We start from the raw sequence: 15675 nt of genomic DNA, 5'->3' as shown, positions 1-15675 counted from the left end.
ATGGAAGATGGTCTGCGTTTCGCTATCCGTGAAGGCGGTCGTACCGTCGGCGCTGGCGTCGTAGCCAAAGTCATCGAATAAGTTCTTGATATATCTCCATCGGGCCGACATAATGGTCGGCCTGATTTTGTTTTTAGGTCAGTAGCTCAATTGGCAGAGCGACGGTCTCCAAAACCGTAGGTTGGGGGTTCGATTCCCTCCTGACCTGCCAGATTCACTCAATGTGTCTGGCTTTCTTTTCACAGGATCTTCATAGATGACTCCTAAGGCTGAAGCTCAAGGCTCTCGCTTCGATCTGCTCAAGTGGCTGGTTGTTGTTGCCTTGGTGATTGTTGGTGTTGTTGGCAATCAGTACTACTCTGCTTCGCCGATCCTGTACCGTGTCTTGGCGCTACTTGTCATTGCTGCAGTTGCTGCCTTCGTTGGCTTGCAGACTGCCAAGGGTAAGTCGTTCTTTGTCCTGGTTAAGGAAGCGCGCACTGAGATTCGTAAAGTCGTATGGCCAACTCGCCAAGAGACCACGCAGACCACGTTGATTGTTGTGGCTGTGGTTCTGGTCATGGCGTTGCTGTTGTGGGGGCTAGATTCCCTGCTCGGCTGGCTTGTTTCCTTGATTGTTGGCTAAGGGTGTCCCGTGGCTAAGCGTTGGTACGTTGTGCATGCTTACTCGGGTTACGAGAAGCATGTAATGCGTTCGTTGATCGAGCGTGTGAAGCTGGCTGGCATGGAAGATGGCTTCGGCGAGATTCTGGTCCCCACTGAAGAAGTGGTTGAAATGCGCAATGGCCAGAAGCGCAAAAGCGAGCGTAAATTCTTTCCAGGCTATGTGCTGGTACAGATGGATATGAATGAGGGTACTTGGCACTTGGTCAAGGACACTCCTCGTGTCATGGGCTTTATTGGTGGTACTGCCGATAAGCCGGCTCCTATCACTGACAAAGAAGCGGAAGCGATTCTGCGTCGCGTTGCTGATGGCAGCGACAAGCCCAAGCCTAAGACCCTGTTTGAGCCGGGTGAGGTGGTCCGTGTTACTGACGGCCCATTCGCTGACTTTAACGGTACGGTTGAAGAAGTTAACTACGAAAAGAGCCGCATTCAGGTGGCAGTGCTCATTTTCGGTCGCTCTACTCCGGTAGAGCTAGAGTTCAGTCAGGTCGAGAAGGCATAACTGAACGAGAATCCCATACCCCGCAGCCTTAGGCTGTGGGGTTTTGTCGTCACTGGGATAAACGCGCAAGTAACCGGGGAGCCTATCTAGGCGTCTGAACCCGTAATTGGAGTGCCTCATGGCTAAGAAGATTACTGCTTACATCAAGCTGCAAGTTAAGGCCGCTCAGGCCAACCCAAGTCCACCCGTTGGTCCAGCTCTGGGTCAGCACGGCGTGAACATCATGGAGTTCTGCAAAGCTTTCAACGCCCGTACTCAGGGTCTTGAGCCAGGCCTGCCGACTCCTGTGATCATCACTGTTTACAGTGACCGCAGCTTCACTTTCGAAACTAAGAGCACCCCTGCTTCGGTTCTGCTGAAGAAAGCTGCTGGCCTGACCAGCGGTTCCGCTCGTCCAAACACCGTTAAGGTTGGCACTGTTACCCGTGCTCAGCTGGAAGAAATCGCGAAAACCAAAAACGCGGATCTGACTGCAGCTGATATGGATGCAGCCGTGCGTACTATCGCCGGTTCTGCTCGTAGCATGGGCCTTAACGTGGAGGGTGTGTAATGGCTAAGCTGACCAAGCGCCAAAAGGCTATCGCCGGCAAGATTGAAGCAGGCAAGGCCTACAACTTCGTAGAAGCCGCCGCTCTCCTGACCGAGCTGTCGACCGTTAAGTTCAGCGAGTCCGTAGACGTTGCTGTGAACCTGGGCGTAGACCCACGTAAATCTGACCAGGTTGTTCGTAGCGCTACTGTGCTGCCACACGGCACTGGCAAGACTGTACGTGTAGCTGTGTTCACCCAGGGCCCAGCAGCTGAAGCTGCTCTGGCTGCCGGTGCAGACCGCGTAGGTATGGACGATCTGGCTGCCGAAATGAAAGGCGGCGACCTGAACTATGACGTGGTTATTGCTTCCCCGGATGCAATGCGCGTTGTGGGTCAGCTGGGTCAGGTTCTGGGTCCTCGCGGCCTGATGCCTAACCCGAAAGTCGGTACCGTTACTCCAGACGTAGCTTCGGCAGTTAAGAACGCCAAGGCTGGTCAGGTTCGCTATCGCACCGACAAAAACGGCATCATCCACACTTCCGTTGGCAAGGTCGGCTTCGACGCCGTCAAGCTGAAGGAAAACGTTGAAGCCCTGATCGCTGACCTGAAGCGTATCAAGCCAGCTTCTTCGAAAGGCATCTACGTCAAGCGCGTTACCCTGAGCACCACTATGGGCCCAGGTCTGGTCATCGACCAGGGTTCGCTCGACGTATAAGACACAAGCGCGTGCAAGCAATTGCGCGCGCTGAAAAATTGGGGTCCCTGCCTGGCGGGGGCTATCCAAGACCGTAGGCGACGCAAGTCTTAAACCTCAAGCCTACGCAGATGGTGCTCCCGGTTCCTTACCGAATCAGACACCAAAACGACATCCAGCTCCGGTTGGATGAAACGGTAACAAGCAGGAGTTAAACCCGTGGCAATTAAACTCGAAGACAAGAAGGCCATCGTCGCTGAAGTCAACGAGGCTGCCAAAGCCGCTCTGTCCGCTGTCGTGGCTGATGCCCGTGGTGTGACAGTAGGCGCTATGACCGGACTCCGTAAAGAGGCCCGCGAAGCTGGTGTTTATGTACGTGTAGTACGTAACACCCTGCTCAAGCGCGCTGTTGAAGGCACTCAATATGACGTGCTCAACGACGCGTTCGTCGGCCCTACCCTGATTGCATTCTCCAAGGAACATCCGGGCGCTGCCGCTCGTATTTTCAAAGAGTTCGCAAAGGGTCAGGAAAAGTTCGAGATCAAGGCAGCTGCGTTCGAGGGCAAGTACCTCGCAGCAAACGAGATCGACGTGTTGGCTTCGCTGCCAACTCGCGACGAAGCTATTGCGAAGCTGATGAGCGTGATTCAAGGCGCTACCAGCAAGCTGGCTCGTACTCTGGCGGCTATTCGCGACCAGAAAGAAGCTGCTGCTGCCTAAGGCACTGCAAGCCCTTTCAAAATCATATGTTTAATTTGATGGCTGCGTAGGCTGTCACCCCAATACAGGAATTTATAGTCATGTCTCTGACTAACGAGCAAATCATCGAAGCAATCGGCCAGAAAACCGTTCTGGAAGTTGTTGAGCTGATCAAAGCAATGGAAGAAACCTTCGGCGTTACCGCTGCTGTTGCCGCTGCTGGCCCAGCTGCTGCTGCCGCTGTTGTTGAAGAGCAAACTGAATTCAACGTCATGCTGACCGAAGCTGGCGAGAAGAAAGTTAACGTGATCAAGGCTGTACGTGAACTGACCGGTCTGGGCCTGAAAGAAGCCAAGGCTGTAGTTGACGGCGCTCCTGCCATGGTTCTGGAAGCTGTTGCTAAAGAAGCAGCTGACAAAGCCAAAGCAGCTCTGGAAGAAGCAGGCGCTAAAGTCGAGCTCAAGTAAGCATCGACTTTGTGTCTCCAGCCCAAGCGTTAAGCGAACGGCTGATGGCTGGTGGCTTTTGCCACCGGCCTTTTTCCGTTATTGGCGACCGACTGGGTCGGTGCCAGTAACGTGCTGTAGCCCACCCTGTGCGGTGGCGCAAACCAAAGGGTTTGCACGATTTTCTGGCTGCTCCCGTCGGGAGGAGCCGAATAAGCAGGTGACCAAGCTGGGGAACGCTGATGGCTTACTCATATACTGAGAAAAAACGTATCCGCAAGGACTTTAGCAAGTTGCCGGACGTCATGGATGTGCCGTACCTCCTGGCCATCCAGCTGGATTCGTATCGTGAATTCTTGCAAGCGGGAGCGACTAAAGATCAGTTCCGCGACGTGGGCCTGCATGCGGCCTTCAAATCCGTTTTCCCGATCATCAGCTACTCCGGCAATGCTGCGTTGGAGTATGTCGGTTATCGCCTGGGCGAACCGGCGTTTGATGTTAAAGAATGCGTGTTGCGTGGTGTAACTTACGCCGTACCTTTGCGGGTAAAAGTCCGTCTGATCATTTTCGACAAAGAATCGTCGAACAAAGCGATCAAGGACATCAAAGAGCAAGAAGTCTACATGGGTGAAATTCCCCTGATGACTGAGAACGGTACCTTCGTAATCAACGGTACCGAGCGTGTAATCGTTTCCCAGCTGCACCGTTCCCCTGGCGTATTCTTCGACCACGACCGTGGCAAGACGCACAGCTCCGGTAAGCTGCTGTATTCCGCGCGGATCATTCCTTACCGCGGTTCGTGGCTGGACTTCGAGTTCGACCCGAAAGACTGCGTGTTCGTCCGTATCGACCGTCGTCGCAAGCTGCCGGCATCGGTTCTGCTGCGCGCGCTGGGCTATACCACTGAAGAAGTGCTGGACGCTTTCTACACCACCAACGTATTCCACGTGAAAGGCGAGAGCCTGAGCCTGGAGCTGGTGCCTCAGCGCCTGCGTGGTGAGATTGCCGTTCTGGACATCCAGGATGACAAGGGCAAGGTTATTGTCGAGCAGGGTCGTCGTATCACCGCTCGTCACATCAACCAGCTGGAAAAAGCCGGTATCAAAGAGCTGGATGTACCTCTGGACTACGTCCTGGGTCGTACCACCGCCAAGGCTATCGTGCACCCGGCTACCGGTGAAATCCTGGCAGAGTGCAACACCGAGCTGAACACCGAGATCCTGGCGAAAATCGCCAAGGCTCAGGTCGTTCGCATCGAGACTCTGTACACCAACGACATCGACTGCGGTCCGTTCGTCTCTGACACTCTGAAGATCGACTCCACCAGCAACCAATTGGAAGCCCTGGTCGAGATCTATCGCATGATGCGTCCTGGCGAGCCGCCGACCAAAGATGCTGCCGAGACTCTGTTCAACAACCTGTTCTTCAGCCCTGAGCGGTATGATCTGTCCGCCGTTGGCCGGATGAAGTTCAACCGTCGTATCGGTCGTACCGAGATCGAAGGTTCCGGCGTTCTGTGCAAAGAAGACATCGTTGCCGTACTGAAGACTCTGGTCGACATCCGTAACGGTAAAGGCATCGTCGACGACATCGACCACCTGGGTAACCGTCGTGTTCGCTGTGTTGGCGAAATGGCCGAGAACCAGTTCCGCGTTGGCCTGGTGCGTGTAGAGCGTGCGGTCAAAGAGCGCCTGTCGATGGCTGAAAGCGAAGGCTTGATGCCGCAAGACCTGATCAATGCCAAGCCAGTGGCTGCGGCAGTGAAAGAGTTCTTCGGTTCCAGCCAGCTGTCCCAGTTCATGGACCAGAACAACCCGCTGTCCGAGATCACCCACAAGCGTCGTGTTTCTGCACTTGGCCCAGGTGGTCTGACCCGTGAGCGTGCAGGCTTCGAAGTCCGTGACGTACACCCGACCCACTACGGTCGTGTATGCCCGATTGAAACGCCGGAAGGTCCGAACATCGGTCTGATCAACTCCCTGGCGGCCTATGCGCGCACCAACCAGTACGGCTTCCTCGAGAGCCCGTACCGTGTGGTGAAAGACGCTCTGGTAACCGACGAGATCGTGTTCCTGTCCGCTATCGAAGAGGCCGATCACGTGATCGCCCAGGCTTCGGCGACCATGAACGACAAAGGTCAGTTGGTCGATGAGCTGGTAGCTGTTCGTCACTTGAACGAATTCACCGTCAAGGCGCCGGAAGACGTCACCTTGATGGACGTTTCGCCGAAGCAGGTAGTTTCGGTTGCAGCGTCGCTGATTCCGTTCCTCGAGCACGACGACGCCAACCGTGCATTGATGGGTTCCAACATGCAGCGTCAGGCTGTACCGACCCTGCGTGCTGACAAGCCGCTGGTAGGTACCGGCATGGAGCGCAACGTTGCCCGTGACTCCGGCGTTTGCGTCGTGGCTCGTCGTGGCGGTGTGATCGACTCGGTCGATGCCAGCCGTATCGTGGTTCGTGTTGCTGATGACGAAGTTGAAACCGGTGAAGCCGGTGTCGACATCTACAACCTGACCAAGTACACCCGCTCCAACCAGAACACCTGCATCAACCAGCGTCCGCTGGTGAGCAAGGGTGATCGGGTTCAGCGCAGCGACATCATGGCCGATGGTCCGTCCACCGACATGGGTGAGCTGGCACTGGGTCAGAACATGCGTATCGCGTTCATGGCGTGGAACGGCTTCAACTTCGAAGACTCCATCTGCCTGTCCGAGCGTGTGGTTCAGGAAGACCGTTTCACCACGATCCACATCCAGGAACTGACCTGTGTGGCTCGTGACACCAAGCTTGGCCCAGAGGAAATCACTGCAGACATCCCGAACGTGGGTGAGGCTGCACTGAACAAGCTGGACGAAGCCGGTATCGTTTATGTAGGTGCTGAAGTTGGCGCAGGCGACATCCTGGTGGGCAAGGTCACTCCGAAAGGCGAGACCCAGCTTACTCCGGAAGAGAAACTGCTGCGTGCGATCTTCGGTGAAAAAGCCAGCGACGTTAAAGACACCTCCCTGCGTGTACCTACCGGTACCAAGGGTACTGTTATCGACGTACAGGTCTTCACTCGTGACGGCGTTGAGCGCGATGCTCGTGCACTGTCGATCGAGAAGAGCCAGCTGGACGAGATCCGCAAGGACCTGAACGAAGAGTTCCGTATCGTTGAAGGTGCTACTTTCGAACGTCTGCGTTCCGCTCTGGTCGGCCATAAAGCCGAAGGCGGCGCCGGCCTGAAGAAAGGCCAGGAAATCACCGATGAAGTTCTCGACGGTCTTGAGCATGGCCAGTGGTTCAAACTGCGCATGGCTGAAGATGCTCTGAACGAGCAGCTCGAGAAGGCCCAGGCCTACATCGTTGATCGTCGCCGTCTGCTGGACGACAAGTTCGAAGACAAGAAGCGCAAGCTGCAGCAGGGCGATGACCTGGCTCCAGGCGTGCTGAAAATCGTCAAGGTCTACCTGGCAATCCGTCGTCGCATCCAGCCGGGCGACAAGATGGCCGGTCGTCACGGTAACAAGGGTGTGGTCTCCGTGATCATGCCGGTTGAAGACATGCCGCACGATGCCAATGGCACCCCGGTCGACGTAGTCCTCAACCCGCTGGGCGTACCTTCGCGTATGAACGTTGGTCAGATCCTCGAAACTCACCTGGGCCTTGCGGCCAAGGGTCTGGGCGAGAAGATCAATCGCATGGTCGAAGAGCAGCGCAAGGTCGCAGAACTGCGTACCTTCCTGGACGAGATCTACAACCAGATCGGCGGTCGTAACGAAGACCTGGACAGCTTCTCCGATCAGGAGATCCTGGATCTGGCGAACAACCTGCGCGGCGGTGTTCCGATGGCCACTCCGGTGTTCGACGGTGCCAAGGAAAGCGAAATCAAGGCCATGCTGAAACTGGCAGACCTGCCAGAAAGCGGCCAGATGCAACTGACCGACGGCCGTACCGGCAACAAGTTCGAGCGTCCAGTTACCGTTGGCTACATGTACATGCTGAAACTGAACCACTTGGTAGACGACAAGATGCACGCTCGTTCTACCGGTTCGTACAGCCTGGTTACCCAGCAGCCGCTGGGTGGTAAGGCGCAGTTCGGTGGTCAGCGTTTCGGGGAGATGGAGGTCTGGGCACTGGAAGCATACGGTGCTGCATACACTCTGCAAGAAATGCTCACAGTGAAGTCGGACGATGTGAACGGTCGTACCAAGATGTACAAAAACATCGTGGACGGCGATCACCGTATGGAGCCGGGCATGCCCGAGTCCTTCAACGTGTTGATCAAAGAAATTCGTTCCCTCGGCATCGATATCGATCTGGAAACCGAATAACACGTGACGCGAATCGAGAGCGGGGCAGGATTGCCCGCTCTCTGCTCCGCCAGGAGGAAAGGCCTTGAAAGACCTACTGAATTTGCTGAAAAACCAGGGTCAAGTCGAAGAGTTCGACGCCATCCGTATCGGATTGGCCTCGCCTGAGATGATCCGTTCGTGGTCGTTCGGTGAAGTTAAAAAGCCGGAAACCATCAACTACCGTACGTTCAAGCCTGAGCGTGACGGCCTGTTCTGCGCCAAGATCTTTGGCCCGGTAAAGGATTACGAGTGCCTGTGCGGTAAGTACAAGCGCTTGAAGCATCGCGGCGTGATCTGCGAGAAGTGCGGCGTTGAAGTTGCGCTGGCCAAGGTTCGTCGTGAGCGCATGGCGCACATCGAACTGGCTTCGCCGGTTGCTCACATCTGGTTCCTGAAATCGCTGCCGTCCCGTATCGGCTTGCTGATGGACATGACTCTGCGTGATATCGAGCGCGTTCTCTACTTCGAGAGCTATGTCGTTATCGATCCAGGCATGACCACCCTTGAAAAAGGTCAGCTGCTGAACGATGAGCAGTACTTCGAAGCGCTGGAAGAGTTCGGCGATGACTTCGACGCCCGCATGGGTGCCGAGGCTGTCCGCGAGCTGCTGCACGCTATCGACCTGGAGCACGAGATTGGCCGTCTGCGTGAAGAGATTCCGCAAACCAACTCGGAAACCAAGATCAAGAAGCTGTCCAAGCGTCTGAAGTTGATGGAAGCCTTCCAGGGTTCCGGCAACTTGCCAGAGTGGATGGTGCTGACCGTTCTGCCGGTTCTGCCGCCAGATCTACGTCCACTGGTCCCGCTGGATGGCGGTCGTTTCGCGACTTCCGACCTCAACGATCTGTATCGTCGAGTGATCAACCGTAACAACCGTTTGAAGCGCCTGCTGGATCTGTCCGCTCCGGACATCATCGTGCGCAACGAAAAGCGTATGTTGCAGGAAGCTGTCGATGCACTGCTCGACAACGGTCGTCGTGGCCGCGCTATCACCGGTTCCAACAAGCGTCCTCTGAAATCCCTGGCTGACATGATCAAGGGTAAGCAAGGTCGTTTCCGTCAGAACTTGCTCGGTAAGCGTGTTGACTACTCCGGTCGTTCGGTAATTACCGTAGGTCCGACCCTGCGTCTGCACCAGTGCGGTCTGCCGAAGAAAATGGCTCTCGAGCTGTTCAAACCGTTCATCTTCGGCAAGTTGGAAATGCGTGGCCTGGCCACCACCATCAAAGCCGCCAAGAAGATGGTCGAGCGCGAACTGCCAGAGGTTTGGGACGTTCTCGCTGAAGTGATCCGTGAACACCCGGTTCTCCTCAACCGTGCACCGACCCTTCACCGTCTGGGTATCCAGGCGTTTGAACCGGTACTGATCGAAGGTAAGGCTATCCAGCTGCACCCTCTGGTCTGTGCTGCGTACAACGCCGACTTCGACGGCGACCAAATGGCCGTGCACGTACCGCTGACACTGGAAGCCCAGTTGGAAGCGCGTGCGTTGATGATGTCGACCAACAACATTCTGTCGCCAGCCAACGGTGAGCCAATCATCGTTCCGTCGCAGGACGTTGTATTGGGTCTGTACTACATGACCCGTGAAGCGATCAACGCCAAGGGCGAAGGTCGCGTTTTCGCCGACCTGCAGGAAGTCGACCGCGTATTCCGCGCCGGCGAAGCTGCTCTGCACGCCAAGATCAAGGTTCGCATCAGCGAAACCGTCAATGATCGTGATGGCGGCAGCGTGAGCGCCACCCGTATCGTCGACACCACTGTCGGCCGTGCTCTGCTGTTCCAGGTTGTGCCGAAGGGCCTGTCGTTCGACGTCGTCAACCTGCCGATGAAGAAGAAGGCGATCTCCAAGCTGATCAACCAGTGCTACCGCGTGGTTGGTCTGAAAGAGACCGTGATCTTCGCTGACCAGTTGATGTACACCGGTTTCGCTTACTCGACCATTTCCGGCGTTTCCATCGGTGTTAACGACTTCGTTATCCCGGATGAAAAAGCTCGCATCATCGGTGCTGCCACCGACGAAGTGAAAGAAATCGAGAGCCAGTACGCCTCCGGCCTGGTAACCCAGGGCGAGAAGTACAACAAAGTGATCGACCTTTGGTCGAAGGCCAACGACGAAGTATCCAAGGCGATGATGGCCAACCTCTCGAAAGAGAAGGTCATCGACCGCAATGGCGACGAAGTCGAGCAAGAATCGTTCAACTCGATGTACATGATGGCTGACTCGGGTGCGCGGGGTTCCGCAGCACAGATCCGTCAGCTGGCCGGTATGCGTGGTCTGATGGCCAAGCCGGACGGCTCCATCATCGAAACGCCGATTACTGCGAACTTCCGTGAAGGTCTGAGCGTACTCCAGTACTTCATCTCGACTCACGGTGCTCGTAAAGGTCTGGCGGATACCGCGTTGAAAACTGCGAACTCCGGTTACCTGACTCGTCGTCTGGTGGACGTTGCGCAGGATCTGGTTGTAACCGAGATCGATTGCGGCACCGAACACGGCCTGCTGATGACTCCGCACATTGAAGGCGGCGACGTTGTAGAGCCACTGGGTGAGCGCGTATTGGGTCGTGTTATCGCCCGTGACGTATTCAAGCCGGGTACCGAGGACGTCATCGTTCCTGCCGGCACCCTGGTAGACGAAAAGTGGGTTGAATTCATCGAGCTCAACAGCATCGACGAAGTGATCGTGCGTTCGCCGATCAGTTGCGAAACCCGCTATGGCATTTGCGCCAAGTGCTACGGCCGTGACCTGGCTCGTGGTCACCAGGTGAACATTGGTGAGGCGGTCGGCGTTATCGCTGCCCAATCCATCGGTGAGCCGGGTACCCAGCTGACCATGCGTACGTTCCACATTGGTGGTGCGGCAAGCCGTACTTCCGCAGCCGACAGCGTTCAGGTGAAGAATGGCGGTACCGTCCGTCTGCACAACCTGAAGCACGTTGAGCGTGTGGATGGCCACCTGGTTGCTGTGTCCCGTTCCGGTGAGCTGGCAATCGCTGATGACTTCGGTCGTGAGCGCGAGCGTTACAAGCTGCCGTACGGTGCTGTGATTTCGGTTAAAGAAGGTGACAAGGTCGACGCTGGCGCTATCGTGGCCAAGTGGGATCCGCACACTCACCCGATCGTTACCGAAATGAAAGGTACCGTGACCTACGTGGGCATGGAAGAAGGCATCACGATCAAGCGTCAGACTGACGAATTGACCGGTATGACCAACATTGAAGTGCTTGACGTCAAAGACCGTCCAGCTGCCGGCAAGGACATCCGTCCTGCTGTGAAGATGGTGGGTATGGATGGCAAGGATCTGCTGCTGCCAGGTACCGACGTACCGGCACAGTACTTCCTGCCGGCTAACGCCCTGGTCGGCGTTGCCGACGGTGCGCAGATTGCGATCGGTGATGTTATCGCTCGTATTCCGCAAGAAACTTCGAAGACCCGTGACATCACCGGTGGTCTGCCGCGTGTTGCCGACCTGTTCGAAGCTCGTCGTCCGAAGGAGGCGTCGATTCTGGCTGAAGTCAGCGGCACCATCGCGTTCGGTAAAGAGACCAAGGGCAAGCGCCGTCTGGTCATTACCCCGAACGACGGCAGCGATCCGTATGAAGAGCTGATTCCGAAGTGGCGTCACCTGAACGTCTTCGAAGGCGAACAAGTGAACCGCGGCGAAGTTATCTCCGACGGTCCGAGCGATCCTCACGACATCCTGCGTCTGCTGGGTGTCAGTGCGCTGGCCAAGTACATCGTCAACGAGATCCAGGACGTTTACCGTCTGCAAGGCGTGAAGATCAACGACAAGCACATCGAGACCATCCTGCGTCAGATGCTGCGTAAGGTTGAAATCGCTGAGTCCGGCGACTCCAGCTTCATCAAGGGCGACCAGATGGAACTGACTCACGTACTGGTAGAAAACGAGCGTCTGAGCACCGAAGACAAGTTCGTCGCCAAGTTCACCCGCGTACTGCTGGGTATCACCAAGGCGTCCTTGTCCACCGAATCGTTCATCTCGGCGGCCTCTTTCCAGGAGACCACCCGTGTACTGACCGAAGCGGCGGTAACTGGCAAGCGCGACTACCTGCGTGGCCTGAAAGAAAACGTGGTCGTGGGTCGTCTGATCCCGGCCGGTACTGGCTTGGCGTACCACAGCGAGCGTAAGCGTCGTCGTGATGCAGACAAGCCGCTGCGCGTAAGCGCAAGCGAAGTCGAAGCAGCACTGACTGAAGCGCTGAACTCCAGCGGTAATTGAGGTCTGCAGTAGATTGAGACGGGGCCCCGGCTTTTTCGATTGAGAATCAAGACACTTTTTGTCGAGGTTCGCTGATCGGGGAGGCCGGGGCCTTGCCTTGACTGGGGGCAAGATCCTCTTTAGACTCTTGTACCCCTAAATTTGGTGGAGCTCCTGCTCTGCCATTTTGTTTATGTCGAAAGACAACAGTGGAGCTAGTAGATGGCAACTATCAACCAGCTGGTACGTCAGCCGCGTAAGCGTATCGTCGAGAAATCCGACGTGCCTGCGCTGCAGAACTGCCCGCAACGTCGTGGCGTGTGCACTCGCGTGTATACCACTACGCCGAAAAAACCTAACTCGGCACTGCGTAAAGTGTGCCGTGTGCGTCTGACCAACGGTTTCGAGGTTTCCTCGTACATCGGTGGTGAAGGCCACAACCTGCAAGAGCACAGCGTCGTACTGATTCGCGGCGGCCGTGTAAAAGACTTGCCAGGTGTTCGTTACCACACCGTTCGCGGCTCCCTGGATACCTCCGGCGTTAAAGGTCGTAACCAAGGTCGTTCGAAGTACGGTACCAAGCGTCCGAAGTAATCGGTCGTTTTGCAGTTTTTAATTATATTGAGTCGATAAGAGTAAGGTCGGGCACGCGTCCATTGGATCAACTGTCCCGAGCTAACCTGAAGACCGTTTGAGGGCTTATCAATGCCAAGACGTCGCGTAGCAGCCAAACGTGAGATTCTGGACGATCCGAAATACGGAAGCCAGATCCTCGCCAAGTTCATGAACCACGTAATGGAAAGCGGCAAGAAAGCCGTTGCCGAGCGTATCGTTTATGGCGCGCTGGAAAAAGTTAAAGAGCGCAAGAACAGCGATCCCCTGGAAATCTTCGAGAAAGCTCTCGACGCCATCGCTCCGCTGGTCGAAGTGAAGTCGCGCCGTGTAGGCGGTGCTACTTACCAGGTTCCGGTCGAAGTTCGTCCGTCCCGTCGTAACGCTCTGGCAATGCGCTGGTTGGTAGACTTCGCCCGCAAGCGCGGCGAGAAGTCTATGGCTCTGCGTTTGGCTGGCGAACTGCTGGACGCTGCCGAAGGCAAAGGTGCTGCAGTTAAGAAGCGTGAAGACGTTCACCGTATGGCTGAAGCCAACAAGGCTTTCTCGCACTACCGCTTCTAATATCGGCATCATTCATTTTGCGAGGGCTTTATGGCTCGTACTACAGCAATCAACCGCTACCGTAACATCGGTATCTGTGCCCACGTTGACGCGGGCAAGACTACCACTACCGAGCGGATCCTGTTCTACACAGGTCTCAGCCACAAGATGGGTGAGGTGCATGACGGCGCTGCGACCACCGACTGGATGGTGCAGGAGCAGGAGCGGGGTATCACCATTACCTCCGCTGCTGTAACTACCTTCTGGAAAGGTTCGCGCGGCCAATACGATAACTATCGTGTAAACGTTATCGATACCCCTGGCCACGTTGACTTCACCATTGAAGTAGAGCGCTCCCTGCGTGTACTCGACGGCGCGGTCGTTGTGTTCTGCGGTACTTCCGGTGTTGAGCCTCAGTCTGAAACCGTATGGCGTCAAGCCAACAAGTACGGTGTTCCACGTGTTGTTTACGTGAACAAGATGGACCGTGCCGGTGCCAACTTCCTGCGCGTTGTTGGTCAGATCAAGAACCGCCTGGGTCATACCCCGGTTCCGGTCCAGCTGGCTATCGGTGCTGAAGATAACTTCGAAGGTCAGGTTGATCTGATCAAGATGAAGGCTATCTACTGGAACGACGACGACAAGGGTACTACCTATCGCGAGGAAGAAATTCCTGCCGATATGCTGGACCTGGCTAACGAGTGGCGCTCCAACATGGTTGAAGCTGCTGCTGAAGCCAACGAAGAGCTGATGAACAAGTACCTTGAAGAAGGTGACCTGACTGTCGAAGAGATCAAGGCCGGTCTGCGTGCGCGCACCCTGGCTAGCGAGATCGTTCCGGCCGTCTGCGGTTCGTCGTTCAAGAACAAGGGCGTTCCCCTGGTTCTCGATGCCGTTATCGACTTCCTGCCTGCTCCTACCGAGATCCCGGCGATCAAGGGTATCCATCCGGATCTCATCGAGAAGCCGAAGGATGAGCTGGTAGAGGCTGACTACGACGAGCGTCATGCTGACGATGCTGAGCCGTTCTCGGCTCTGGCATTCAAGATTGCTACCGACCCGTTCGTTGGTACTCTGACTTTCGTGCGCGTTTACTCGGGCTTCCTGAGCTCGGGCGACTCCGTGATCAACTCGGTCAAGGGCAAGAAAGAGCGCGTTGGTCGTATGGTGCAGATGCACGCCAACCAGCGTGAAGAGATCAAAGAAGTACGTGCAGGCGACATCGCTGCTCTGATCGGCATGAAGGACGTCACCACTGGTGACACTCTGTGCGATCTCGACAAGCAGATCATTCTTGAGCGTATGGACTTCCCTGAGCCTGTAATTTCGGTAGCGGTAGAGCCGAAAACCAAGCAGGACCAGGAAAAGATGGGTATTGCACTGGGCAAGCTGGCTCAGGAAGACCCGTCGTTCCGCGTCAAGACCGACGAAGAGACTGGCCAGACCATCATCTCCGGTATGGGTGAGCTGCACCTGGACATCCTCGTTGACCGCATGAAGCGCGAGTTCAACGTCGAAGCCAACATCGGCAAGCCGCAGGTTTCGTATCGCGAGAAGATCAGCAAGAGCAACGTCGAGATCGAAGGCAAGTTCGTTCGTCAGTCCGGCGGTCGCGGTCAGTTCGGTCACTGCTGGATCCGTTTCTCGGAGCCAGACGTCGATGCGAACGGCAACATCACCGAAGGTCTGGTCTTCACCAACGAGGTTGTTGGTGGTGTGGTTCCTAAGGAATACATCCCGGCTATCCAGAAGGGTATCGAAGAGCAGATGAAGAACGGCGTCGTTGCCGGTTATCCGCTGATCGGCCTGAAGGCTACCGTGTTTGATGGTTCCTACCACGACGTCGACTCCAACGAGATGGCGTTCAAGGTGGCAGCCTCCATGGCGACCAAGCAGCTGGCCCAGAAGGGTGGCGGCGTTGTGCTCGAGCCGATCATGAAGGTTGAAGTTGTAACCCCAGAGGACTACATGGGTGACGTGATGGGTGACCTGAACCGTCGTCGTGGTCTGATTCAGGGTATGGATGACTCGGTGTCCGGCAAGGTTATCCGTGCTGAAGTGCCACTGGGTGAAATGTTCGGTTATGCAACTGACGTTCGTTCCATGTCTCAGGGTCGCGCGAGCTACTCCATGGAATTCTCCAAATACGCCGAAGCTCCGTCGAACATCGTCGAAGCTCTCGTTAAAAAACAAGGCTGATTCAGTCTCCCCTTTAGGCTAGGAGTTAATTGTCGTGGCTAAAGAAAAATTTGAACGTAACAAACCGCACGTCAACGTTGGCACTATCGGTCACGTTGACCACGGTAAAACCACTCTGACCGCTGCTCTGACTCGCGTTTGCTCCGAAGTTTTCGGTTCGGCTCGTGTTGACTTCGACAAGATCGACAGCGCCCCAGAAGAAAAAGCTCGTGGTATCACCATCAA

General features: G+C 55.8%; 13 protein-coding genes and 1 tRNA gene. All 14 read left to right on the top strand.

The features are described 5' to 3' along the window. Positions 1–81: EF-Tu C-terminal domain-related protein (locus tag AC1RGE_RS31970; protein ID WP_081309343.1), on the top strand; the 81-nt coding region annotated here is incomplete at its 5' end. Between the two features lie 54 nt (positions 82–135). Then, positions 136–211 (top strand) — tRNA-Trp (locus AC1RGE_RS31965). Between the two features lie 45 nt (positions 212–256). Beyond that, positions 257–625 (top strand): preprotein translocase subunit SecE, encoded by a 369-nt coding sequence (gene secE, locus AC1RGE_RS31960; protein ID WP_011063783.1) that lies wholly within the window; start codon positions 257–259, stop codon positions 623–625. A gap of 9 nt (positions 626–634) precedes the next feature. Next, the gene (gene nusG / locus AC1RGE_RS31955) at positions 635–1168 is read left to right on the top strand and encodes a transcription termination/antitermination protein NusG (protein WP_002555501.1); all 534 of its coding nucleotides are present in this window, start codon (positions 635–637) and stop codon (positions 1166–1168) included. A gap of 118 nt (positions 1169–1286) precedes the next feature. Next, positions 1287–1718 (top strand): 50S ribosomal protein L11, encoded by a 432-nt coding sequence (gene rplK / locus AC1RGE_RS31950; RefSeq protein ID WP_003176435.1) that lies wholly within the window; start codon positions 1287–1289, stop codon positions 1716–1718. Beyond that, on the top strand, positions 1718–2413 hold the full coding sequence (gene rplA, locus AC1RGE_RS31945) for a 50S ribosomal protein L1 (RefSeq protein ID WP_011063782.1): 696 nt from the start codon (positions 1718–1720) through the stop codon (positions 2411–2413). The genes rplK and rplA overlap by 1 nt, the downstream gene beginning before the upstream one ends. Positions 2414–2611: 198 nt before the next feature. Beyond that, positions 2612–3112, top strand: a complete 501-nt coding sequence (rplJ, locus tag AC1RGE_RS31940; protein WP_011063781.1) for a 50S ribosomal protein L10 — start codon at positions 2612–2614, stop codon at positions 3110–3112. A gap of 80 nt (positions 3113–3192) precedes the next feature. After that, on the top strand, positions 3193–3558 hold the full coding sequence (gene rplL, locus AC1RGE_RS31935) for a 50S ribosomal protein L7/L12 (RefSeq protein ID WP_011063780.1): 366 nt from the start codon (positions 3193–3195) through the stop codon (positions 3556–3558). 221 nt (positions 3559–3779) lie between these two features. After that, positions 3780–7853 (top strand): DNA-directed RNA polymerase subunit beta, encoded by a 4074-nt coding sequence (gene rpoB / locus AC1RGE_RS31930; protein ID WP_011063779.1) that lies wholly within the window; start codon positions 3780–3782, stop codon positions 7851–7853. 64 nt (positions 7854–7917) lie between these two features. Then, the gene (gene rpoC / locus AC1RGE_RS31925; RefSeq protein ID WP_011063778.1) at positions 7918–12117 is read left to right on the top strand and encodes a DNA-directed RNA polymerase subunit beta'; all 4200 of its coding nucleotides are present in this window, start codon (positions 7918–7920) and stop codon (positions 12115–12117) included. A gap of 201 nt (positions 12118–12318) precedes the next feature. After that, on the top strand, positions 12319–12690 hold the full coding sequence (gene rpsL, locus AC1RGE_RS31920) for a 30S ribosomal protein S12 (protein WP_003186084.1): 372 nt from the start codon (positions 12319–12321) through the stop codon (positions 12688–12690). 111 nt (positions 12691–12801) lie between these two features. Continuing rightward, a complete protein-coding gene (gene rpsG, locus AC1RGE_RS31915) occupies positions 12802–13272 on the top strand; it encodes a 30S ribosomal protein S7 (protein WP_007925959.1) in 471 nt (156 codons plus the stop codon). Between the two features lie 30 nt (positions 13273–13302). Next, positions 13303–15450, top strand: coding sequence for an elongation factor G (gene fusA / locus AC1RGE_RS31910; protein ID WP_011063777.1), 2148 nt, complete (start codon positions 13303–13305; stop codon positions 15448–15450). Between the two features lie 34 nt (positions 15451–15484). Beyond that, positions 15485–15675, top strand: a 191-nt coding sequence (locus AC1RGE_RS31905; RefSeq protein WP_239692276.1) for a GTP-binding protein, incomplete at its 3' end; no start/stop codon positions are given.

Source organism: Pseudomonas sp. GW823-FHT02C05, assembly GCF_058797595.1.
This window is presented reverse-complemented; position numbering and strand designations above follow the sequence as displayed.